This window comes from Frankia sp. QA3, from assembly GCF_000262465.1.
GTDB lineage: Bacteria > Actinomycetota > Actinomycetes > Frankiales > Frankiaceae > Frankia.
Genome location: NZ_CM001489.1, coordinates 5751075 through 5773551, shown reverse-complemented (window position 1 = coordinate 5773551; position 22477 = coordinate 5751075). Strand labels below are relative to the sequence as shown.

Below are 22477 nucleotides of genomic sequence, written 5' to 3'. Positions count from 1 at the left end.
ATGCCGGAACCGGCGCGCATGCCGGAACCGGCCCGGACGGCGGAGCCGGCGCGGATGCCGGGTTCGACGCCGAGGCCGGGCGCTGCGGACAACCCCTATCCGCAGTCCCCGCCCCGGCGCGGACCGGACCGCCGACAGCTGGCAATGATCATCGGAATCGTCGTGGCGGCGCTGATCGCCATCGCGATCGTGGTCAGCCTGCCGGGCCGCAACGGCGGCGGGGCCGATTCCGGCCAGCCGTCAGGCGCCCCCGTGACGGCGGCGGCCGGCGAGTCGGGCACCCCGAGTCCCACCGCGGGGCTCGGCCTGCCGGCGACGGACGGCCCGCTGGAGTTCGTCGTGGGGGGCATCGACTGCTCGAAGACCCAGCTCGGCGACGGGATCCTCGCCCTGCGCGCCAGGGGCAAGTTCTGCCTGGCCCGGGTGACGGTGCGCAACACCGGGGACACCTCTCTGGCGCTGGACAACACCGCCGAGCTGCTCTGGGACGACCACGGCGACCGCCACGAGGCGAACTTCCTCGCCCGCTTCAAGCTGGACGAGAACCTGTGGGATTCCATCGACCCCGGTGAGACCAAGCGCGGCACCCTGGTCTTCGACGTCCCCCGCGACGCGGAACCGCGGGAACTCGAACTGCACGAGGGCGCACAGAGCGCCGGGGCCCGCATCCCGGTCCGCTGACCGTGCCCGGCCGCGCTCAGCCGATGCTCGGCGACGCCTCCCCGGCGCCGGCCAGCATGGCGAAAGCCGGCGGCGGCACCGGCAGTTCGGCGTTGCGGGAATCCGGCCGGAAGCCGGCCAGGATGATGTCCAGGGAACGCCGCCAGGAACCCGGCGCGACCCGTTCGGTGATGTCCATGACCAACCGCAGCGACCGCATCAGGACCAGCAGGTCCGCCAGCACCACGTCGGTCCGAACCGTGCCCGCCCGCTGGGCCGCGGCGAGCATCGCCGCCACCTGCGGGACGACCTCGGTGACCATGCGCTCCGCGGTGCGCCCGATCCACAGCCGCCGCGACAGGAAGACCCCGTGGCAGGGATCGGCCAGCAGCACACGTACCAGGAAGCAGTGCAAAGCGCTGGCCGGCGGCTCCGTCGCGGCCACCTCCACGGCGAGCTCGCGGATGTCGTCGACGGTCGTCCACAGAATCGCCTCGATGAGCGCGTCCTTGTTCGGGAAACGCCGGTAAAGGGTACCCATGCCGACCCCGGCGCGGCGGGCGATCTCCTCGACTCCGACGTCGATTCCCCGTTCGACGAACAACTCCCGGGCGGCGGTGAGAATGCGGGCACGGTTCAGTTCCGCGTCGCGGCGTAAGGGCCGGGACGGCACAGCCGAGGATCGCGGCGACGCGGACGGCACGGCAACCACTCGCTACTCCCGGGGATGGGACGACGTCGGGGCGGCGGCCTGCGCCAGCAGTCTGAGCATGGCAGCACACTGTAGGGGATTGACCCGCTACGTTGCGATGTTTTGCGGTAAGACATGCCTTTTCCTGCCCTACCGCGCACTCCGACACGACGATCGCCCGCTAACGTGACTGTCTGCCCGGACGGGCGTGAGGCGGGCAGAGGCATTCTCCCCGCGGGCCCGAGGCGTCGAGGTGGGGAGTCAGGTGCGGACAAGCGGTGTCGGTGCGGTCCCGCGCCGCCTGGACGGGCGGGCGACATCGGTTGGGCGGATCAGGTCCGTCGGGCTGGCGCTGCTGCTCGCGTTGGCCACGGCGCTGGTCGCCTGCGACGACCTCGGGGACCAGACGGGTGCGGCCGCGGACGGGCAGCCGGGCGCGGCGAGCACGGCAGGCGCGGGCTCCGCCGGGGCCGCGGGCTCGGCGCTCGCGCTGCTCGGCACCCTGCCGGTCCGCGCCGAGGACAATTCTCCGAAGTACCGGCGCGACGAGTTCGGCACTGCCTGGTCCGACGTCGACCACAACGGCTGCGACACCCGCAACGACATCCTGCGCCGTGACCTGCACAGCACCACCGTGCGGCGGTCCGACGGCTGCACGGTGCTGACCGGCGAGCTCACCGATCCATACACGACCCGGATCATCCGCTTCGACCGTTCCCGCAGCGCCTCCGCCGTGCAGATCGACCACGTCGTGCCGCTGGCCGACGCCTGGCGGACCGGCGCACTCGACTGGACCGACGCCGAGCGCCTGCAGTTCGCGAACGACCCGGAGAACCTGCTCGCGGTGGACGGCCCGACGAACCAGCGCAAGAGCGACCATGACGCGGCCGAATGGCTGCCGCCGAGCCCCGGCGCGCAGTGCCCGTACATCGCCCGCCAGGTGGGGCTGAAATCCCGCTACCACCTGTGGGTGGTGGCGGCGGAGGCGCAGGCGATGCGGGCGGTGCTCCAGAAATGCCCCGCCCAGCCGGCACTCGGCGGCACCGCCGCGCACTGATCGCCTGCGACCACCACCCGCCGGCCTGGCCCAAGCCGGAGCGGACCCGATCGTCTACCGCACCGGCGGGTAGTCCTGGTAGCGAGTGCGCTCGTCACCCGGGTAGTACTCGGTGGTGCGGCGCCGGCGGTATCCGGCGGCGCCGGGCGCGTCGTAGGTGTCCACCTCGCGGACGGCGCCGACGGACCGTCGCCGCCGCGGCGCGAGGATCGCAAGGTCCACCATGAGCCCGATCGCACCGGCAATCATCAGGACCACGCCGACGACGGCGAGATCGAGACCCGAGATGGAGACGTCGACGGCGAACGTCAGGATCGCGCCGAGAGCCATGAGAAGAATGGCGGCACCGATTCCCATACGGTGCACTCCCTTCGCCCCGGCCTCCGGTCGGAGGCATGCGGATCACGCCCTACCCGCTCGCTGATCCGGTATTCGCCCGGGACGGGACGCACGAACCCGGGCGCGGCGCGCGGCCGGCCGACCCGGGCCGGGTGACCGGCACGATCAGCCGTCGGTCTGCCGACAGTCGGCCGACCGACGGCACACGCCGCCCTCATCGTGCGGTTCAGCGAGGTCTGGCCACCACGTCCGGCATGGTGGCGCCGGCTGGACGCCCACCGCGGGATCCCGATCCGGGGGAGGTGGCATCCCCGACCGCTACCACCACCGTGGCATCTCCGCGCCGGTGCCGGCGTTCGAAACCCCACCCTTGACGACTCCCCACCGCTCAGCCCAGGCCCCGCCGCCCCCCGAAGACCGCTCCCCAGCCCCTGCCCCCGCGCCCCCCACCGCCCGCGAACTCGCCCCCTCCACCCGACCCGACCACCCCATCCGGGCCGAACCGCCAACAAGGACGCGGCTCAAAGCAACCCGAACGATTCGCAAAGCGATCGCGACCCCCGCCGCAGAAGTGAACGCCCCCGTAGCCACCCGACCAGGCCACCGTGGGGGGTTCGGGGGGGCTCGGCCCCCCCGGCCAACATAAAGGAAGCCCCTACCGGCGCAGCATGCTCCGGTAGGGGCTGACGTGGGCGAGGGGGGAGTTGAACCCCCACGTCCGCTAGGACACACGGACCTGAACCGTGCGCGTCTGCCATTCCGCCACTCGCCCGAGTGGGACTATCTCTCAACCAGGGGACACGCTATCACGCCGGAGATGTCCGCTGCGGCGGGGGGGCACCGACCGCGGTGGCCATGTCAAGCAGCCGAGCCGTGGGGCGTCCGGGCCCGGGGGCATACGATCTCACAGACCGGGAGAAGGGAGGTCGAGCATGGGCGTGCTACAACGCTTCGAACGGCGCCTGGGCGGCCTCGTCGAGGGTGCGTTCGCCAAGGTGTTCAAGGGCGGGGTCGAGCCCGTGGAGATCGCCAGCGCGCTGGCCCGGGAGACCGACGACCGGCGGGCGGTCAGCTCCAACCGCGTGCTGGTGCCCAACGAGTTCGCCGTGGAGCTCGCCAGCGGCGACTTCGCCCGGCTCTCCCCGTACGACCGGGCGCTGTGCGACGAGCTGGCCGAGATGGTCCGCGAGCACGCGGCCGAGCAGCGGTACACCTTCGTCGGCCCGGTGTCCGTCCGGATGTCCGAGGCGGCTGACCTCGACGTCGGCGTCTTCCGGATCCGCAGCAGCGTGGCGGCGGCGGACCCGGGGGTGGTGAGCGGGCGCCGCGGCCGCCCGCGCCCGAGTGCGCCCGGCACCCCCCATCTACTGATCACGACGAAGGCCCCGGGCGGGACGGGTGGCGGCGGGGAGCGGGAGTACCCGCTGGACGCCGAGACCACCGTCATCGGCCGCAGCGTCGAGTGCGACATCCGCCTCAACGACACCGGGGTGTCCCGGCGGCATGGGGAGATCCGCCGGCTGCCGGACGGGCAGTTCCTCTACGTCGACGCCGGCTCTACGAACGGCAGCCTCGTCAACGGCCGCGCGGCCACCCAGGTCAAGCTCGTCAGCGGGGACCGGATCGAGCTCGGCACCGCGACCATCGTGTTCCGCCGCGAGGACGGCCGGGGCAGCGGCGCGAGCCGGTCGCCCTCCCGGGCCACCCCCACGCCGGAGCGGGTCGGGCATCGGACGACGGCCCCACCGGACCGGCGCCCCACGCCCCCGCCGGACGACCCGTACCGGCGCGGCTCGACCCCGCGCGGCGGCCGGCTGGACCCGTACGCCGAGAGTGAGCCGCGCGGCGGCCAGCCCTACCCGGCGGACCCCTATCGGGATCGCGCCGCCCGGGCGGCCAGCGACCCCGGCTACCGCGACCGCGGGTCCGGACCCGACGGCGGGCGGGCTCGCGACCAGGGCCACCCGGCCCGTCGGGACCCGGGCTACCGGGACCCGGCCCACGACGGCGGGCCACAGCGCAGCGGGCGCGACCCGTACCGCCGCGATCCGCGGGAGCGCCGCGACGACGGCCCCCGCCGGCCGGACTCCTACCGCGACGACGCCGCCGACCCCTACCGCGAGCCGGGCCGGCCCGCCCGCGGCGAGGCGGGGCCCGGCAGCGGCCTCGAACCTCTGGACGACGTGTACGACGCGCAGACGTACCTGCCGGGCCAGCTCGACCCCCCGCGGCGGGGCGGCGATGGTGGGCGCGGGCGGTCCCGGTCGGATCGGGGCTGGTAGCGGCCGATGGATCCGACCGAGCCCAGCGAACTCGTCCTGCTGATCGTCAAGATCGGCTTTCTCGCCCTGCTGTGGGGATTCGTCCTGGTCGCCGTGCGCGCCGTCCGGCTGGACATGTTCGGCCCGACGAAGCGCCAGCAGCGGCGCGAGCCACCCCCGATGGCGCGGCCGACACCCCCCCGAACCCCGCCCCAACCAGCCCGCAAGCCACAGTCTCCGAGCAAACTCGTGGTGACCAAGGGGCACTTGGCAGGCACAACGATTCCCCTAGGATCGGCACCTGTCACCATCGGACGGGCACAGGACTCGACTCTGGTCCTCGAGGATGACTTCGCATCAGGGCGGCATGCGAGACTCGTGCCCCACGACGGACAGTGGTTCGTCGAGGACCTGGGCTCGACCAATGGCACATTCCTCAACCGTTCGAAGGTGACCAGTCCCATGCCGGTACCTCTCGGCGCGCCGGTCAGGATCGGGAAGACGGTCCTGGAGCTCCACCGGTGAGCCTCAGGCTTCACTTCGCCGTCCGCTCGGATGTCGGGCACGTACGGGAAGGAAACGAAGACTCCGCCTACGCCGGGCAGCGCCTGCTGGCGGTGGCCGACGGGATGGGCGGACACGCCGCTGGCGAGGTCGCCAGCTCCACCGTGATCTCCCGGCTGGCCGATCTCGACGACGACATCGACAGCGACGACCTCGTGACGGAGCTGAACGAGGCCGTCCGCGACGCCAACCGCCAGCTGCGCGAGATGTCGCTGGAGAACAGCGCCCTGGACGGCATGGGCACCACGGTGACCGCGGTGCTCTCCTCCGGGGACATGCTCGGGGTCCTGCACGTCGGGGACTCGCGGGCCTATCTGCTGCGCGAGGGCGTCCTCAGCCAGGTCACCCACGACCACACGCTGGTCCAGGACCTCGTCGACCAGGGCCGGATCACCCCGGAGCAGGCGAACACCCACCCCCAGCGCTCCCTGCTGATGCGCGCGCTGGACGGCCGCGAGGTCGAGCCCGACCTGTCGGTGCGTCAGGCCAGGGACGGGGACCGCTACCTGCTGTGCACCGATGGCCTGTCGGGGGTGGTCAGCGAGGAGACGATCCTCGAGACGCTGCTGCTGCCCACCCCGCAGGAGGCGGTGGACCAGCTCGTCGACCTGGCGCTCAAGGGCGGTGGCCCGGACAACATCACGGTCGTCGTCGCCGACATCTCCGAGGACCGCGGGGAGGGCAGGCCCTACCCGCTGGTCGCGGGCGCCGCGGCGGAGAAGCGGTCGGTGCCCGGGGCGGCGTCCGCGCGTAGCGGGCCCGATCCGCGCTACCCCGACACCGAGTCCGCGGCGGCGAAGGCGGCCCGGATCGGCCGGTCGGGTTTCCACCGCCGGGACCGCCAGGAGCAGGCCAGCGACCGCGGCGACGGCGAGAGCGACGACGCGGACGGGGACGGGGACGGCCGACGCCGCTCGGGGCGCCGCGTCCTGTTCGTCTCCACCGTCGTGTTCGTCCTCGTCGTCGCGGGCGCCGCGGCGGGATGGACCTATGTGCGCGGCCAGTACTACGTCGGCGTCGACGACGACGGGCGGGTGGCGCTGTTCCAGGGGGTGAAGGGCAGCATCGCCGGCATTCAGCTGTCGTCGGTGCTCTCCCAGGACCGGCCGCTGTCCGAGGTCGCCCAGGCCGATCAGGACGACCTGCGCCACGGCATCCCGGCCGACAGCCGGGACGAGGGCAAGCGGATCATCGCGCGGCTGCACACGCCGAGCCCGACGCGGCCGGCGGTCAGCGCGGCGCCCAGTCCGTCCCCGACCAACCGTCCCAAGTCCCCGTCGCTGGACCCCGCCGCCGGCCTGCTGCCTGCGGCGTGCCAGCAGGCGAGCCCCGCGGGCTTCGCCGTCCCAGGCTGCCCCAGCACGCCCGTACCCACCCCGTCACCGTGACCTCAGGCCAGCGATGACCCGCCCGCCGATCCCCCTTCCTCCGCTGCGCAGGCCGAGGTCGGCGGACCTCACCGCGACGTTCGCCGGCCTGCCGCTACCGCAGGGCACCGACCTGCCGCCGTACCGCCGGCGCGAGCTCGTCCTGCTGGTCTTCGCCGGGGTGCTGGCCACCAGCGCGCTGGCCGCGCTGACGTTCGCCGACATCGGCGAGCTCTCGCTCGGCATCTTCTCGATCGGCCTGGGCTTCTTCTGCCTGTGGGCGCTCGCGCACCTCGCGGTCCGCCGGTTCGCGCCGGCGGCCGACCCGGTGCTGCTGCCGGTCGTCGTCGCCCTCAACGGCCTCGGCCTGGTCATGATCTATCGACTCGACCTGGCCAAGAGCCAGGCGGCCAAGCAGGCCGGCACCCACATCCCGCCCAGCGCCGCCCAGGTGCAGCTCGTCTGGACCCTGCTGGCGGTCTTCGTCTTCGTCCTGGTGCTGGCACTGGTGCGCGATCACCGCAAGCTCGCCCGCTACGCCTACACGGCCGGGCTGGTGGGCATCGTCGGCCTGCTGCTGCCGATCGTCCCGCGCATCGGCACCACCATCAACGGCGCCCGGCTCTGGCTGCGCGTCGGGCCGTTCTCGTTCCAGCCGAGCGAGGTTTCAAAGATCATCATTCTGGTCTTCTTCGCCGGCTACCTCGTGAACAAGCGGGACGTCCTGTCCGTGGCGTCGCGGTCCGTGCTCGGGTTGAAGCTGCCGCGCGCCCGTGACCTGGGCCCGGTCCTGGTGGCGTGGCTGGCGAGCCTCGGCATCCTGATCGTGCAGAAGGACCTCGGTTCCTCGCTGCTGTTCTTCGGGATGTTCATGGTCGTGCTCTACGTCGCCACCGAGCGGGCGTCGTGGATCCTGGTCGGGTTCGTGCTGTTCATGCTCGGCGCCGTGCTCGCGCACAGCATGTTCAGCCACGTCCAGGTCCGCGTCGACGGCTGGCTGCACGCCTTCGACGGCAACAACCCGTCGGACACCTCCTACCAGCTCGTGCAGGGTCTGTACGGGTTCGCGGCCGGCGGGCTGACCGGCACGGGCCTCGGCGAGGGCCACCCGCAGAAGGTGCCCTTCGCCAACACCGACTTCATCATGGCCAGCCTCGGCGAGGAGCTGGGGCTCACCGGGGTGATGGCGATCCTGACGCTGTACGCGCTGATCGTGCTGCGCGGCCTGCGCGCGGCCCTCGGCGCGAAGGACCCCTTCGGCAAGCTGCTGGCGACCGGGCTGTCGTTCACCCTGGCGCTCCAGGTGTTCGTGCAGGTCGGCGGGGTGATGCGACTCATCCCACTGACCGGGCTCACCCTGCCGTTCGTCTCCTATGGTGGGTCGTCCATCGTGGCCAACGCAGCGATCATCGCGTTGCTGTTGCGGGTCAGCGACAGCGCACGCCGCGCGCCCGAGCCGGCGTCGGACGCCCCGCTGTTCGATCCGGGCGCGGTCGCCGACAGCCCCACCCAGGTGGTGAAGACGACATGAACCGCCCGGTGCGCAAGGTTGCCATCGCCTGCCTGGTCCTGTTCACCGCGCTGCTGGTGAACGCCAACTGGCTGCAGGTCGGCGAGGCCGGTGACCTCAAGACCCAGCCGACCAACGGGCGCCAGATCACCGAACGGCTCGAACGGGAACGCGGGGCGATCGTCGCGGGGGACGTGGAGATCGCCCGCTCGGTCCCGTCGAACGACCAGTACAAGTTCCAGCGGCAGTACCCGAGCGGAAAGCTCTATTCCGACATCACCGGCTACTACACGCTGTTCACCGCCGCCGGGCTGGAGCGCTCCCAGGACGTGTTCCTCTCCGGCGACGACGACCGGCTGCTGGCCAGCCGGGTGACCGGCCTGTTCACCAACAAGCAGCGCCGCGGCGGCTCCGTGGTCACCACGATCGTGCCCGCGGTCCAGCAGGCCGCCGCGCAGGCGCTGGGCAACCGCAAGGGCGCCGTGGTGGCGCTGGACCCGTCCACCGGCGCCATCCTGGCGATGGTGACCAGCCCGTCCTACGACCCGAGCCCGCTGGCCAGCCACACCGAGAAGACGGCGACCGACGCCTACGGGGTGCTCTCCGGCGACCCCGCCCAGCCGCTGCTGAACCGGGCGACGCAGCGGACCTATCCGCCGGGGTCGACGTTCAAGCTCATCACCGCCGCGGCGGCGCTGTCGCAGGGCCACCAGCCCGACGACCGCGTGCCGGCGCCCGACGAGCTCCAGCTGCCGCTGAGCACGGTGCGGCTGCCGAACTTCGGCGGCGAGCGGTGCGGCGACGGCGAGACCGATACCCTTAGCCACGCGCTGACCATCTCCTGCAACACCGCGTTCGCACAGCTCGGCATCGACCTCGGCGCCGAGACGCTGCGCAAGCAGGCCGAGGCGTTCGGCCTGAACGCGACCTTCCCCGACTTCCCCTTGCAGCAGGCCCGCAGCGTTTTCCCGGCCAAGCTCGACGGCGCGCAGACGGCGCAGTCGGCGATCGGCCAGTACAACGTCCGGGTCACGCCCCTACAGATGGCGGAGGTGGTCGCGGCGATCGCCAACGGTGGCACCGAGATGAAGCCCTACCTCGTCTCCGAGCTGCGCGGCCCGGACAAGAAGACGATCAGCCGGACCGACCCCAAGGAACTCGGCAAGCCGGTGAGCAGCGACGTCGCCGCCGAACTCACGACCATGATGGAGAGCGTGGTGACGTCGGGAACGGGCCGCAAGGCGCGCATCGACGGCGTCTCCGTCGCCGGGAAGACCGGAACCGCGGAACACGGCCCGGGCGAGGCACCGCACGCCTGGTTCGTCGGGTTCGCCCCGTCGGACGCGCCCAAGGTGGCGATCGCCGTCATCGTCGAGGACGGCGGGGGCGAGCTGGGCACCGGCGGTGCCATCGCCGCTCCTGTCGCGAAACAGGTCATGCAGGCCGCATTGGACACACCATGAACAACTCGCCGGGCAACCCCACCTCACCGTCGCAGCCGTTCGCGGGCGCCGCCTCGCCGAACACCGTCCTGGACAACCGGTACCGGCTCGACGGCCGGATCGCCGCGGGCGGCATGGGCGAGGTCTGGCGGGGCCTCGACCAGACCCTCGGCCGCCCGGTCGCGGTGAAGCTGCTGCGCCCGGAGTACGCCAGCGACGAGTCGTTCCTGGTGCGCTTCCGCGGCGAGGCCCGCCACGCCGCCCGGCTGTCGCATCCCGGGGTCGCCTCGGTCTACGACTACGGCGAGGTCGCCACCGCGGACGACTACCCCACGGCCTACCTGGTGATGGAGCTGGTGGAGGGCGAGCCGCTGTCGGCCGCGCTGCACCGGGAGAAGCGGCTGTCGCCCGAGCGGATGCTGGACATCCTCGGCCAGGCCGCCGACGCGCTGCAGGCCGCCCACGCCCTCGGCGTCGTCCACCGCGACGTCAAGCCCGGCAACCTGCTGCTGCGCCCGGACGGCGCGGTCAAGGTCACCGACTTCGGCATCGCCCGCGCCGTGGACGCCGCCCCGCTGACCGCGACCGGCATCATGATGGGCACGGCGTACTACGTCTCACCCGAGCAGGCGTCGGGGCGGCCGGTGACGCCGGCCAGCGACGTCTACTCGCTCGGCGTCGTCGCCTACGAGTGCCTCGCCGGACGCCGACCCTTCGACGACCGCAACCCGATCGTCGTGGTGATGGCCCACCAGCAGGACACCCCGCCGCCGCTGCCGGCCGACATCCCGTACCAGGTGCGGGCGCTGGTCGAGTCGGCCATGGCCAAGGACCCCGCGCGCCGGCCGAGTTCCGCGGGCGCGTTCGCCCGTTCCGCCGCGGGCATCCGGCGCAGCCTGTGGAGTCCGGACGCCGGTCGGTGGCCGGGCCTGGGCGGCGCGCCGGACGTGACCGCGCGCCACCCCGGCCCGGGCACCGGCCTGCCGCCCGCCGGCCCCGGCGGCCGCCCGCACCGCCCCACCTCCCGCAACCGGCCGCCGTCCTGGGTCGCTCCCCCGCCGCCGACCGCCCCGTCCGGGCGGACCAGCGGGCCGGGACGGGCCGGCTCGGGGCCGGACCACACCCAGGCGGTACCCGGCGGTCCGGCCGGCCCCCCGCACGGCGTCGCCGAGCTGCCCGCGACGGCGATGCACAGCCCGTCGTTCGGCGCCGACACGGGGTACGGTGACCCCACCTACCGGGGGGGGCCGGGCGGCTACGGCGGCGAGTCCGGCTATGGGGACCAGGGCTATGGGGACCAGGGCTACCGGGCGGCCGACCGCGGCGACAACCGCGACCCGGGCACGCTCTACCAGCCGGGTCCTCCGTCGTGGTCCCGATCGCCGGGCGGCCCGGCGGGCCCCGGCGAGCCCGACGCGGCGTGGCAGGGCCGGGCGGCCCGACGCCGCTCCGGTCCGGCGGCCCGGCGGCCGATGCCACTACCAGTCCTGATCATCCTGCTGATCCTGACGGTGGCCGTCACCGCCTTCGTGACCAACAAGCTGTTTTCCAGCAAGGGCTCTGAATCGAACTCGGCGGCCACACCACCAGGGGTGGTGTACGCGATCGCATTCGGTGATGAAATCGTCAGCGGCAACGCCGGGTCGGCGCTCTCCGACGCGGGAGGGGCGACGGCAGGGGAGTATTCGTGACCGACGCGACGGAGATGTACACGCCCGACGCGGCGCCGCAGCTCATCGGTGGCCGCTACGAGCTGGGCGCGGGCATCGGCTACGGCGGGATGGCCGAGGTCTATCGGGGCCGCGACATCCGGCTCGGGCGCGAGGTCGCGATCAAGACGCTGCGTGCGGACCTCGCCCGCGACCCCACCTTCCTCGCCCGGTTCAGGCGCGAGGCGCAGTCCTCCGCCGCCCTGAACCATCCGGCGATCGTCTCGGTGTACGACACCGGCGAGGACGTCATCAACGGGACCCACATCCCGTACATCGTCATGGAGTTCATCGAGGGCCGGACGCTGCGCGACGCGCTGCAGGCCGAGGGCCGGTTCACCGAGCGCCGCGCCATGGAGATCACCTCCGACGTCTGCGCCGCGCTGGACTACAGCCACCGGATGGGGATCATCCACCGGGACATCAAGCCGGCGAACGTGATGCTGAGCCCGGACGGCTCGGTCAAGGTGATGGACTTCGGCATCGCCCGCGCCACCACCGCCACCTCCTCGACGATGACGGCGACGGCGGCGGTGATCGGCACCGCCCAGTACCTGTCCCCGGAGCAGGCCCGCGGGGCCCGCGTCGACGCCCGCAGCGACGTCTACACCACCGGGGTGCTGCTCTACGAGCTGCTCACCGGCTCCCCGCCGTTCCGCGGGGACAACCCGGTCGCGGTCGCCTACCAGCACGTCCGGGAGGATCCCGACCCGCCGTCAGCGCATGACCGCGACATCTCCCCCGAGGCCGACGCGATCGTGCTGAAGGCGATGGAGAAGGACCCGGACGACCGCTACCTCACCGCAGGTGAGATGCGCGACGATCTGGAACGGGCATTGGCGGGACGCCGGGTGCAGGCCATGATGGGAGGCGGTGGCGCCAGCGGTGCCGCCACCACCCTCGGCCCCGCGGCCACCGCCGGCACCGCGCTGCTCGGCCGGGGCGACCGGGCGGGTTACCCGACCCGGGACCGCTACCCCGACGACCGTTTCGATGACGACGCGACCTCCTACCGCGACGATCACTACGACGACGGCCGGTTCGGCACCGGGCCGTTCGACCGTTACGACGTCACCGGCGCCATCGACCGCCGCGCGGTGCCCGACCAGCAGCGGTCCCAGGCGTGGAAGTACATCCTCGCCGGCCTCGGGATCGTGGTGGTGTTCGTCGCGGTGGTGCTGCTCGCGACCACCTTCCTCGGCGGCGGCAACGGCACCCAGACCGCCAAGCAGATCCCCGTCCCGAGTGGGCTCGTCGGCCAGAACGAGCAGCAGGCCCGCGCCCGGCTCCAGAGCACCGGCTTCACCGGGCGCGTGGAGATCACCTCGGTGGACGCGCCGGACATGGCAGGCCGGGTCACCAAGGTCGACCCGGCCGAGGGCAAGCAGGTCGACGTCGACGGGGTCATCACCCTGACGATCGGCAAGGCCGCCGGCGACGTCTCGATCCCGAACGACCTCGTCGGCAAGTCGCAGTCCGCCGCGGAGTCGGAGCTGCGCGGGCTGGGGCTGGTGCCGAACTCCGTGCCCTACGCGAACGCGACGAGCCACAAGATCGGAACGGTCGACAGCACCGACCCGCAGGTGGGATCAGCCGTCAAGCCCGGCAGCACCGTCCTGCTCAACGTGGTCAGCTCCAACGTCAACGTGCCCGACGTGCGCAACCGCTCCTACGAGAACGCGGTCGCCGAGCTCGGCCGCTACGGCCTGCACGCGACCCAGCAGTCGGTGGCGAACAACAACGTGACGCCCGGCACCGTCACCGACCAGGAGCCCTCCGGTGGGAACGTCCCCCGCGGGTCGACGGTCCAGCTCTCGGTCGCCACGCAGGTCCAGACCACCCCGCCGCCGAGCCCCACCCAGGCGCCGCCGACCGACCAGCAGCCGACCGAGCAGCCGGACAACCCCAGCCCGAGCCCCGCGGTCACCCAGCCCCAGCCGACCCCGTCCCCGAGTCGGACGGGCCTGCTGGGCCTGTCCGCCGGCAACGGCGGGACGCCCAACCGCGGCGGCGCCGCCGGTGGCGGTGGCACCGGCACGGGTAGTGGCACAGCGCAGCAGAACGGGAACGAGTGAGCGTGATGACCGAACTCGCCGGAGGTGGCGCGCTGATGCGGATCCTGGTCGTCGACAACTACGACTCGTTCGTCTTCAACCTCGTCCAGTACCTCGGCCAGCTCGACACCGAGTGTGTGGTGCGGCGCAACGACGAGGTGACGCCGGACGAGCTGGGCGGCCTGGGCGTCGACGGGGTGCTGCTGTCCCCGGGGCCGGGTACGCCCGAGGCGGCCGGGGTGAGCATCCCGATGGTGCGCGAGTGCGCGCGGCGCGGCACCCCCCTGCTCGGGGTGTGCCTGGGGCACCAGGCGATCGGCGTCGCGTTCGGGGCGACGGTCGACCGGGCGCCGGAGCTGCTGCACGGCAAGACCTCCCAGGTCCACCACGACCGCGTCGGCGTCCTCGCGGACCTGCCGTCGCCGTTCATCGCGACCCGTTACCACTCGCTGGCGGTGGAGGAGAGCACCCTGCCGGCGGAGATCGAGGTGACCGGCCGGACCGACAGCGGCGTGGTGATGTCGCTGCGCCACCGCGAGCTGCCGCTCGAGGGCGTGCAGTTCCACCCCGAGTCGGTGCTGACCCAGGGCGGACATCTGATCCTGGCCCGCTGGCTCGACCAGTGCGGCGACGGCGGCGCCGCGCGCCGGCTCGCCCCCGAGCTGTCCGCCGAGGTCGAGACGCTGCGGGCGGCGGCGTTCGCCTGAGCCGACAGCAGCGCCTGGGTCGACCGGCTCAGTCCACCCGGCCTGGCCGGGCGGCGGCGTGGGGGAGGGGCAGCGGCCCGTCGTAGGCGGGCATCCTGACGTCCGCGACCTCGTCGATCCGGTAACCCAGGCGGTAGGCGGCGACGTACTGCTGGTAGATCGCGATCTGCGGGCTGTCACGCAGCCCCGCGCGCAGGGCGGAGCCGGCGCCGATCGCGGTGATCCGGAACGGCGGCGAGAAGACCTCCCCGTGCAGCAGCAGCGTGTTGCCCACGCACCGGACGGCCGTCAGGGCGGTGACCCGCCGGCCCATGATCGTCATTGCCTCGGCACCGCCGGCCCACAGGGCGTTCACGACCGCCTGCACATCCTGCTGGTGCACGACCAGATCGTCCGGCCCCGGCGCGGGGATCCCCGGCGGATACGGGCCGCGCCGGCTCTCCCGCGGCGCGTCGTCGAGCTCCACGGTCAGCGCCGGTCCGCGGACCGGCGCCAGCCCGGCGGCCCCCGCCAGGCCCTCGACGAGCCCCTGGGTGGCTCCCGGCGGCCCGCCCGACTCCGCGCCCGACCCGTCGGCCGCCGACCCGTCCGCGGCCGAGCGGTTCCCGGCCGGCCCGGCCGGGGCGACTGCCGCGGGCCGACGGGATTCCTCCGCCACCGCGGCCCGCCGCGCCGCGACCCGCTCCGACTCGCTCCCCACAACCTCGGCGATGCCGGCAGGCCCGAGGGCAGCCGCGCCCGGGGAGTCGCGTAGGCCGCCCCGATCGGCGAACGGCCCGGCGTGGGCGACGGCGGCCCCGGCCAGCAGGCCGAGGCAGAACACCAGACTGGTCGCCACCAGCCGCCGAGCCCGCCGTCCGGCCGGCCGCCCCGAGACCGCCGGCGGCACCGTCCCCGCTCGCCTCACCCCGACCACCCGACGCACCCCGACCGCGCGACGCACCCCGACCGCGCGACGCACGCTGAGCGCACGACGCACGCTGAACACCCGGCACGCGTTGAACACCCGACGCCCGCTGAACGCCCAACTCACCGTGCCCGCCGACCTCTCCGACGCGCCGGCCGGGCGGCGCGTCCGCACGTCGGCGGATCCCCGGGCGGCGGCGTGCGGACACGCCACCCCAGACCCGGCCGGCGATCCGTCCGCCGCGTCGGAGGTATCGCCTCTCGCCGCAGGCTACGCGGCCGGCGACACCCACGATGCCACGTCGGTGCGATCGCCCGGCCGGGGTCGCCGGGAAAGAATTCCGCACGCCGGTACGCAGCCGGCGTGTCGACAGTCCCGCTGTCTAACCTGTTGCCCAGTGCGGGACCGCCACCCGCCGAACCGGGAGGGCGGCGGCGGTCGCCGCTCGTCCACGCACGGCCAGCCGAGGAGTCCCGCAGTGCCCGAGTCACGACGTCGTAAGCCGAAGAAGCCGACGCCGAGCGTCAACGCCAGCCAGACCCGCCGCAACCGACCGCCGTCCCCGCCCTGGTTCGGCGGGCTCATCCTGGCCTTCTTCCTCATCGGGATCGCCTACCTGCTCGTCTACTACTTCTCCAACGGCGGCGTGCTGGGGATGGAGGGTTTGGGCGGCTGGAACATTCTCATTGGGTTCGGCTTTGTCGTCATCGGCCTCGCCGTGTCGACTCAGTGGCGCTAGCCGGGTAACGAGCGAGCCGTCACTCGCCCCGGCCGGCGCCCCGGGCGCCCCGGGCGCCCCGGCCGGACTTCCAGCGGTGTCATTTATCCACAACCGTTGTCCACAAGTGTGGATATTCACCCCCCGCGCACCACTGACGAAAAGCGACCGCATGCATACCGATCGTCAGCTCATCGCTGGAACATCCCCGTTCGAGACGACCATCGGGTTCTCCCGGGCCGTCCGGGTGGGCGACCGGGTGTTCGTCAGCGGTACGGGCCCGGTCTGGCCGGACGGGACGGTGGCCGCGGACGCGCAGACGCAGGCCCGGCGCTGCTTCGAGCTCGTCGGAGCCGCGCTGGCGCAGGCCGGGGCGAGCCTGCACGACGTCACCCGCACCCGCATGTTCCTCACCGGCGCGCAGCACGCCGCGGCGGTGGGCGCGGTCCACCGGGAGCTGTTCGCGACGATCCGCCCGGCCGCCACCATGGTCGTCGTCGCCGGACTGCTCGACGAGCGTTGGGTCGTCGAGGTGGAAGCCGAGGCCGTCCTCGGGATTGGATAGTGCGATGGTTGGGCTAGCGGGCGAGAACCGCGGTGCGTAGCCGGGACACGGTGCACTCGGCGTCGTCGGCGGCGACGATCAGCCGACGGAACTCCCCGCCCGGCCGGACCTCGACGACAACCGCCGGCCGGCCCCGGTAGACGGCGGCGAAGTCCTTGCCGTCCCGGGAGCGCCAGGTGCCCAGCGCGATCACGCGCGGAATGCCGGTCCCCGGCAGCCGCCATCCGCAGAGCTCGGTGAACGGTTCCGGCGCCGGGCGGACGTCGAGAACCTCGTCGAGGGCCACCGAGACGTCGCCGCGTAGCGCGCCAAGCCGCTCCAACCCGCTCATGACGACCTCGACCCGCTTGTCCCTGACCTCCAGGCTTGCCACGCCCCCACGTTAGTGCCACAACCGCCACCGACGCGGCGAATACCGCCGAGACCGGCCGGCGGACCCTGAGATCAGGTGGACCCTGAGATCAGGTGGACCCTGAGATCAGGTGGACGGGGACGGGCGGGCGTACGCCTCGGCATCTTCGGCCCGAATCACGTACATGACCGCGTTGATCAAAGCCAGATGGGTGAACGCCTGCGGGAAGTTCCCGAGATGCCGGCCGCTGACCGGGTCGATCTCCTCGGCGTAGAGGTCCAGCGGACTGGCCAGGCTCAACAGCCGCTCGCACAGCTGGCGGGCCCGGGTCAGCTCACCGATCTCGACCAGCGCCGACACCAGCCAGAACGAGCAGATCAGGAAGGCGCCCTCGTCCCCGGCGACGCCGTCGTCGGTCTCCTCGGTGCGGTAGCGCAGCACCAGGCCGTCCTCGGTCAGCTCCTCGGCGATCGCGAGCACGGTCGCCTTCACGCGTTCGTCCGACGCGGGCAGGAAACCCAGCAGCGGTATCAGCAGCAGCGAGGCGTCGAGCGCCTTCGACCCGTAGTACTGGGTGAACACCCCGCGATGGTCGACGCCCTTATCGCAGACCTCCGCATGGATCTCCTCGGCGATCGCCTTCCACCGCACGGCCGTCTTCGTGTCGCCGCGCATCTGCGCGAGCCGGCGGCCGCGGTCCAGCGCCACCCAGCACATCATCTTCGACACGGTGAAGTGCTGCAGCTCCCCGCGGACCTCCCACATCCCGCAGTCGGGCTCGTGCCAGTGCGCCGCGGCGGCCTCGACCAGGCGCACCAGCACCGGCCACAGCCGCTCGGAGAGGTAGTCGCGCGACTTGGTGTGCAGGTAGACCGAGTCCAGCACGACGCCCCACACGTCGTGCTGGCGTTGCAGCGCGGCGGCGTTGCCGACCCGGACCGGCGAGGCACCCTCATAGCCGGAGAGGTGGCCGAGGATCTCCTCGTCGATTCTCGGTTCACCGCCGACCCGGTACATCACCTGGATGTCCTCCTCATGCTCGGCGACGTCGGCGATGAACGAGAAGAAGTCGTTGGCCTCGTAGTCCAGCCCCAGGGTGTACAGGCCCCAGAGCGCGAAGGTGGAGTCCCGCAGCCAGCTGTACCGGTAGTCCCAGTTCCGCTCGCCGCGCGGCGTCTCCGGCAGCGAGGTGGTGGCCGCGGCCAGCAGGGCGCCGGTCGGCGCGTAGGTCAGCCCCTTGAGCGCCAGCGCACTGCGCTGCAGGTGACGCCGCCAGGGATGGTCGGGGAACATCCCCCGCGACAGCCACTGCCGCCAGAACTCGGTCGTGCGGTCCACCGCGCCGCAGGCCTGCAGGTAGGTGTCCGGCAGCAGCGGCTCCTCGGGACGCCAGGTCAGGGCGACGAACGCCGTGTCGCCCTCCCGCAGGCTGGTGCGGGCCAGGGCGCGCCGGCCGTCGAAGCCCAGCCGAAGGTCGGTACGCAGCCGCAGCGTGATGTTGCTGTCGGCATTGGAGATCACCCCGGAGGAGTAGTCGTCCTCCTCGTACTCCCAGGACTCCGCCTGGCGGCCGTAGTCGAAGTTCGGCTCGCAGACGAGGCTGAGGTCGACCGAGCCGTGCTCGCAGCGGGCGAGTCGCAGCAGCACGTGATCGGCGTCCCAGTCGCTGGGGGTCCGCCGGTGGGTGTTGGAGCGCTTGTGGGTGCGGTGCCAGCGACCGACGACCAGGCAGTCGGTGACGATGAGCCAGCCGTTCGGCGTCTGCCAGGTCGTCTCCAGGATGTTCGTCCCGGGCAGGTAGCGGCGCCCGGCCGGGATCTGCGTGCGGTCGGGGCCGAACCGGAAGCCGCCCGCCGACCGGTCCAGCACCGAACCGAAGACGCTGGGCGCGTCCGGCCGGGGCACGCACATCCACTCGACGTTCCCGCTGGGCGCCACGAGGCAGCTCGTCTCGCAGTCGGACAGGAACCCGTATTCGGCGATCGGCGGGAAGGGACTGCCCCCGCTGCGTCGCACCGGCGAATGTGCCACCCGTTCCCCCTGCCCACGACCTGCCACGGCATCCCTCACGCCATCGCCACCCCATCGAGATCAATACGATGAGTATTGATGAGACAGCGAATAGTAGCCGCTACTCAGCATGGTGCAAGCACCTCGGTCGCCCGGCAACTCGGCGCCGATCTCCACCGCCCCGCCAACCCGCGGCCACCGTGGGCCGGCAGGGATGTGGTTGCGTGGTGGCGTGACCGCGCAGCCCGCCGGGTCCGGGGAACCGCCCGGCGACCATCACCCGCCGACGTCCGCCGCCTGGTCGCCGCCACTGTGGCGGGTCGGGCTCTACGCCCTCGCCGGCGCGGCGGCGGCGCTGGTGGCCGCCGTCGGCCCGCTCGCGCAGCGGGTCGGCTCGCTCGACGCCGCCGGCCGGCTGCTCGTCGGGGTGCTCGCCGCCGGCCTGTGGGCGCTGGCGTTGCGCGACCTGCTCGCCCGGCCGACCCTGCGAGTCTCCCCCGCCGGGCTCGACCTCGTCGACGGCCTGCGCCGCCGGCACCTGCCGTGGGCGGCGGTGCTGCGAGTGCGTGCCGGCACCCTCACCCACAACCGGCGCGCGGTGCATCTGCGCACCCTGGAAGTGGAGACGATCGACGGCCCCATCCTGCTCACCCGCCGCCAGCTCGGCACCGATCCCGGCCCGGTCGCCGAGCGCATCGAGGAGATCCGCCTGCGGCTGGGCTGAGCGCCGCGGCCCGGCCGAGCGCCGTGGACCCGACCCGACCCGACCAGGCGGCAGGCGGGCTACACCAGGATCGAGGACTTGACGGCCGCAGCGACGAACAGCAGCGCGATCATCCCGACGACGCCGCCCGCCTGCGCCCACACGCGCCGCGGCGGGACGTAGGCGTAGATCAGGCCGACGATGAGGCCGGCCGCGAGCCCGCCGAGGTGGCCCCACTTGTCGATGCTGCTGAACGAGAAGGTGATGAGCAGGTTGATCCCGAGCACGATCAGGATCTGCTGCGAATCGACCCGCAGCCGGCGGGCGATGACGTAATAGGCCGAGAAGAAGGCGAAGATCGCGGTGGACGCGCCGACCGAGGCCGTGGACAGTCCGCCGAGCAGGTAGCTCAGCGTGTTGCCACCGACCGCGCCGGCCACGAACAGGCCCAGGTACCGGGCCCGGCCGAGGATCGCCTCCAGTTGGAAGCCCAGCAGGTACAGCGCGTACATGTTGAACAGGATGTGCAGCACGCCCGCGTGCAGGAAGGCCGCGGTGAGCAGCCGGTAGTACTGGTCGTCCACCGCGATCCGGAAACCGATCATCGCGAAGTCGTCGGTGAACCGGTTGCTGGTGTCGCCGCCGGCCAGCCCCGGCGCCCCCTGGAGGATGTACGCGACGACGCACAGCCCGATGAGGATCTGGGTGACCAGCCCCTGCCGGGCGAGCTGCGCCCGGCCGCCGAGGGTCGTGCGCGGCTCGCGCTCGCGCGGGGCGATCCGCCCGCCCTCCGGTCGGCCCTCCTCCGGGCAGTGGAACCCGACCGCCGCCGGCCGCATGCAGTCCGGGCAGATCGGCCGGTTGCAGCGCTGGCAGGAGACGTACGTCTCCCGGTCGGGATGGCGGTAGCAGCGCGGGATCGACGGCGACTGCGGCCCGGGCGGCGGCGGACCACCGGTGGGCGGTACCGGCCCGCCCGGCCCAGGCGGCGGGGTCCAGCCCGCATGGCCGCCCGGCGGCCCGATGGTGGGCCGCCAGCCCGCGGCGGGCGGGCCGGAGCCCGCGTCACCCGCGGGTCCGGCCGACTCCGACGGCGGCTGGGTCATCGCCCGATCCCGTGGGCGCGGCCAGGTCGAACACGCCGTGCCCGGCACGACCGCCCGACCGGCGGCGCGTCCGGAGCTTTCATGGTCGTACTCCCCGGGGTCGGGTCCGGCCGGCCGGTCCGGTCAGGCCGACCGACGGTCGATGACGATCTCCTGGATCACGATGTCGGCCTTCGGGCGGTCCTGCGCGCCGGTCGGCGCCTTGGCGATCGCGTCGACGACGTCGGTGCCCCGGGTGACCTCACCGAAGATGGTGTGCTTGCGGTTGAGCCAGTCGGTGGGCGCGACGGTGACGAAGAACTGCGAGCCGTTCGTGCCCGGACCGGCGTTCGCCATCGCGAGCAGGTAGGGCTTGCTGAACGTCAGGTCGGGATGGAACTCGTCGGCAAACTGGTAGCCCGGGCCACCGCGACCGGAGCCCAGTGGGTCCCCACCCTGGATCATGAAGTTCGGGATGACCCGATGGAAGATCGTCCCGCTGTACAGCGGGGTCCCGGTCTTCTTGGCGCCGCTTGCCGGGTCCGTCCACTCCTGCGTCCCGGTCGCCAGCCCGACGAAGTTGCGGACGGTCTTGGGAGCGTGATCGGGGAACAGACGGATCTCGATATCCCCCTGATTCGTCCGCAACGTCGCGTACAGCTCCTCGGCCATGAGCCTCTCTTCTCTTCAGATCTGGGTCGATGTCCGGTCAGACGGCGCCCGAGCCGGAACCGATCGTATGCGCCGGGCGCAGCCGGCGTTCCTCACCGTCCGCATCGGCACACGCCGCAGTGGCGGGCGTCGGCACAGCTCTGGCATGTCAGGCAGGTCGGCGTGACACGCCTGCGGGGGGTCGGCGCGTTGGAGAGGGCCGCCGACGGGGTACGGCACACTGCACAGATCTTGACTGCCCGCGATCCCCCGCCACGATCTCGGCTCCAGGGAAGGACGCCATGAGCACGACGTTGAAGGACCGCATTTCGCACGTCACCGACACCGCGCCGGTCAGCGGGCTCTCCGACGCGGCGAAGCACGCCGCTGACAAGGCGGGCACCGTCGCTCACCGCGCGGCGAGCATCGCCGGGGAGACCGCCGGCACCGCCGCGTCGGCCACCCGGGACGCCGGGGTGACCGTGGCCCACCGGATCTCCGACGTCTCCAGCTCCGCGGCCCGCGGCGGGACGTCCGCCCCGCGCGCCGCGGGTAAGGCGGCCGGCAAGGCCGCGGGGAAGGCCGTCGCCGTCTCCGGGCGGGCCGGCCGGCGGATCGAGAAGGCCCGGTCCCGGGCGGAACTGTCCGCCGAGCGGGCCCGCGCCGCGGCCGAGCTGCGCACGGAGCGGCAGCGTTCGCGGCGGGCCGTGGCCAACGAGACCAAGGCGCGCATCCAGGCCGACAAGGCCCAGGAAATCCTGGAGAAGCGGCTGGCCAAGGCTCAGGGCAAGCTGGCCAAGGTGCACCGCCGGCGCCGGCGCGGCCTGCTGACGCTCGCCCTCGTCGGGGCGGGTGCGGCGGGCACCGTCGCGGCGCGCCGCTACCTGGCGCAGCAGGACACCCCGACGGTCACCGCCGAGCCGGCGCCGATCGGCAGCACGACCGGCTCGGCCGCGGCGACCGACCGGGCCAGCGGCCGCGACGCCTTCGACGACCGCCTGTCGACCTCGGCGAGCGGCCTGGAGGAGATGCCGGGCGTGGACACGACGCTCGGCGAGCCCAGTCGCCCCCGCTGAGGCGCGCGGCGGCGGCCCTCGGGAGGCGGGCTCCGCGCCTGTCACGAGC

At 72.9% G+C, this 22477-nt stretch carries 21 protein-coding genes and 1 tRNA gene; 14 read left to right on the top strand and 8 right to left on the bottom strand.

Translation table 11 applies throughout. From position 1 onward, the window contains the following. Positions 1-144 precede the first annotated feature (144 nt). Entirely contained in the window at positions 145-681 is a 537-nt protein-coding gene (locus tag FRAQA3DRAFT_RS37585; RefSeq protein WP_232291723.1) for a DUF4352 domain-containing protein, read from the top strand. A gap of 16 nt (positions 682-697) precedes the next feature. On the opposite strand, the gene FRAQA3DRAFT_RS23695 is transcribed toward FRAQA3DRAFT_RS37585, so the two are convergent. After that, positions 698-1333: a TetR/AcrR family transcriptional regulator gene (locus FRAQA3DRAFT_RS23695; protein ID WP_157467615.1), complete on the bottom strand. Its 636-nt coding sequence runs from the start codon at positions 1331-1333 to the stop codon at positions 698-700. A gap of 271 nt (positions 1334-1604) precedes the next feature. On the opposite strand from FRAQA3DRAFT_RS23695, the gene FRAQA3DRAFT_RS23690 reads away from it, so the two are divergent. Continuing rightward, positions 1605-2408 carry an HNH endonuclease family protein gene (locus FRAQA3DRAFT_RS23690; RefSeq protein ID WP_009741583.1) on the top strand — a complete coding sequence of 268 codons (804 nt, stop codon included), beginning with the start codon at positions 1605-1607 and terminating at the stop codon, positions 2406-2408. A gap of 54 nt (positions 2409-2462) precedes the next feature. On the opposite strand, the gene FRAQA3DRAFT_RS23685 is transcribed toward FRAQA3DRAFT_RS23690, so the two are convergent. Both FRAQA3DRAFT_RS23685 and FRAQA3DRAFT_RS23675 read right to left on the bottom strand, forming a co-directional pair. Continuing rightward, positions 2463-2765, bottom strand: coding sequence for a DUF6458 family protein (locus tag FRAQA3DRAFT_RS23685; protein WP_009741582.1), 303 nt, complete (start codon positions 2763-2765; stop codon positions 2463-2465). 671 nt (positions 2766-3436) lie between these two features. Further along, positions 3437-3519: transfer RNA gene (locus tag FRAQA3DRAFT_RS23675), tRNA-Leu, on the bottom strand. A 160-nt stretch (positions 3520-3679) separates the two neighbouring features. Between FRAQA3DRAFT_RS23675 and FRAQA3DRAFT_RS23670 the strand changes: the two genes are divergently transcribed. Genes FRAQA3DRAFT_RS23670 through FRAQA3DRAFT_RS23635 form a run of 8 tightly spaced genes read left to right on the top strand, consistent with a single transcriptional unit; the run spans position 3680 to position 14361 of the window. After that, positions 3680-5029, top strand: a complete 1350-nt coding sequence (locus FRAQA3DRAFT_RS23670; RefSeq protein WP_009741581.1) for a DUF3662 and FHA domain-containing protein — start codon at positions 3680-3682, stop codon at positions 5027-5029. A gap of 6 nt (positions 5030-5035) precedes the next feature. Continuing rightward, positions 5036-5533, top strand: coding sequence for an FHA domain-containing protein (locus tag FRAQA3DRAFT_RS23665; protein ID WP_009741580.1), 498 nt, complete (start codon positions 5036-5038; stop codon positions 5531-5533). Then, the gene (locus FRAQA3DRAFT_RS23660; RefSeq protein ID WP_009741579.1) at positions 5530-6960 is read left to right on the top strand and encodes a Stp1/IreP family PP2C-type Ser/Thr phosphatase; all 1431 of its coding nucleotides are present in this window, start codon (positions 5530-5532) and stop codon (positions 6958-6960) included. The genes FRAQA3DRAFT_RS23665 and FRAQA3DRAFT_RS23660 overlap by 4 nt, the downstream gene beginning before the upstream one ends. A 13-nt stretch (positions 6961-6973) precedes the next feature. Continuing rightward, on the top strand, positions 6974-8470 hold the full coding sequence (locus FRAQA3DRAFT_RS23655; protein WP_009741578.1) for an FtsW/RodA/SpoVE family cell cycle protein: 1497 nt from the start codon (positions 6974-6976) through the stop codon (positions 8468-8470). Continuing rightward, a complete protein-coding gene (locus FRAQA3DRAFT_RS23650) occupies positions 8467-9912 on the top strand; it encodes a penicillin-binding protein 2 (protein WP_009741577.1) in 1446 nt (481 codons plus the stop codon). The genes FRAQA3DRAFT_RS23655 and FRAQA3DRAFT_RS23650 overlap by 4 nt, the downstream gene beginning before the upstream one ends. Then, the gene (locus FRAQA3DRAFT_RS23645; RefSeq protein ID WP_009741576.1) at positions 9909-11582 is read left to right on the top strand and encodes a serine/threonine-protein kinase; all 1674 of its coding nucleotides are present in this window, start codon (positions 9909-9911) and stop codon (positions 11580-11582) included. Before FRAQA3DRAFT_RS23650 ends, FRAQA3DRAFT_RS23645 begins: the two co-directional genes overlap by 4 nt. After that, on the top strand, positions 11579-13675 hold the full coding sequence (pknB, locus tag FRAQA3DRAFT_RS23640) for a Stk1 family PASTA domain-containing Ser/Thr kinase (RefSeq protein WP_009741575.1): 2097 nt from the start codon (positions 11579-11581) through the stop codon (positions 13673-13675). The genes FRAQA3DRAFT_RS23645 and pknB overlap by 4 nt, the downstream gene beginning before the upstream one ends. Positions 13676-13710: 35 nt before the next feature. Continuing rightward, on the top strand, positions 13711-14361 hold the full coding sequence (locus FRAQA3DRAFT_RS23635) for an aminodeoxychorismate/anthranilate synthase component II (protein ID WP_009741574.1): 651 nt from the start codon (positions 13711-13713) through the stop codon (positions 14359-14361). A 28-nt stretch (positions 14362-14389) separates the two neighbouring features. Here FRAQA3DRAFT_RS23635 and FRAQA3DRAFT_RS23630 read toward each other — a convergent pair whose 3' ends face one another. Next, positions 14390-15394 (bottom strand): DUF881 domain-containing protein, encoded by a 1005-nt coding sequence (locus tag FRAQA3DRAFT_RS23630; protein ID WP_009741573.1) that lies wholly within the window; start codon positions 15392-15394, stop codon positions 14390-14392. A 352-nt stretch (positions 15395-15746) separates the two neighbouring features. On the opposite strand from FRAQA3DRAFT_RS23630, the gene FRAQA3DRAFT_RS23625 reads away from it, so the two are divergent. Both FRAQA3DRAFT_RS23625 and FRAQA3DRAFT_RS23620 read left to right on the top strand, forming a co-directional pair. Continuing rightward, the gene (locus FRAQA3DRAFT_RS23625) at positions 15747-16007 is read left to right on the top strand and encodes a cell division protein CrgA (RefSeq protein ID WP_009741572.1); all 261 of its coding nucleotides are present in this window, start codon (positions 15747-15749) and stop codon (positions 16005-16007) included. 151 nt (positions 16008-16158) lie between these two features. Next, the gene (locus FRAQA3DRAFT_RS23620) at positions 16159-16551 is read left to right on the top strand and encodes a RidA family protein (RefSeq protein ID WP_009741571.1); all 393 of its coding nucleotides are present in this window, start codon (positions 16159-16161) and stop codon (positions 16549-16551) included. 13 nt (positions 16552-16564) lie between these two features. On the opposite strand, the gene FRAQA3DRAFT_RS23615 is transcribed toward FRAQA3DRAFT_RS23620, so the two are convergent. Both FRAQA3DRAFT_RS23615 and FRAQA3DRAFT_RS23610 read right to left on the bottom strand, forming a co-directional pair. Then, positions 16565-16924 (bottom strand): hypothetical protein, encoded by a 360-nt coding sequence (locus tag FRAQA3DRAFT_RS23615; RefSeq protein WP_009741570.1) that lies wholly within the window; start codon positions 16922-16924, stop codon positions 16565-16567. Between the two features lie 105 nt (positions 16925-17029). After that, a complete protein-coding gene (locus FRAQA3DRAFT_RS23610; RefSeq protein ID WP_035921406.1) occupies positions 17030-18934 on the bottom strand; it encodes a glycoside hydrolase family 15 protein in 1905 nt (634 codons plus the stop codon). A 211-nt stretch (positions 18935-19145) separates the two neighbouring features. On the opposite strand from FRAQA3DRAFT_RS23610, the gene FRAQA3DRAFT_RS23605 reads away from it, so the two are divergent. Then, positions 19146-19637, top strand: a complete 492-nt coding sequence (locus tag FRAQA3DRAFT_RS23605) for a PH domain-containing protein (protein ID WP_157467613.1) — start codon at positions 19146-19148, stop codon at positions 19635-19637. A 59-nt stretch (positions 19638-19696) separates the two neighbouring features. On the opposite strand, the gene FRAQA3DRAFT_RS23600 is transcribed toward FRAQA3DRAFT_RS23605, so the two are convergent. Together FRAQA3DRAFT_RS23600 and FRAQA3DRAFT_RS23595 are read right to left on the bottom strand one after the other, a co-directional pair. Beyond that, positions 19697-20722 (bottom strand): rhomboid family intramembrane serine protease, encoded by a 1026-nt coding sequence (locus tag FRAQA3DRAFT_RS23600; RefSeq protein ID WP_009741567.1) that lies wholly within the window; start codon positions 20720-20722, stop codon positions 19697-19699. A gap of 123 nt (positions 20723-20845) precedes the next feature. Beyond that, positions 20846-21373 (bottom strand): peptidylprolyl isomerase, encoded by a 528-nt coding sequence (locus FRAQA3DRAFT_RS23595; RefSeq protein WP_009741566.1) that lies wholly within the window; start codon positions 21371-21373, stop codon positions 20846-20848. A gap of 281 nt (positions 21374-21654) precedes the next feature. Between FRAQA3DRAFT_RS23595 and FRAQA3DRAFT_RS23590 the strand changes: the two genes are divergently transcribed. Further along, positions 21655-22428 carry a hypothetical protein gene (locus FRAQA3DRAFT_RS23590; RefSeq protein WP_009741565.1) on the top strand — a complete coding sequence of 258 codons (774 nt, stop codon included), beginning with the start codon at positions 21655-21657 and terminating at the stop codon, positions 22426-22428. Positions 22429-22477 lie beyond the last annotated feature (49 nt).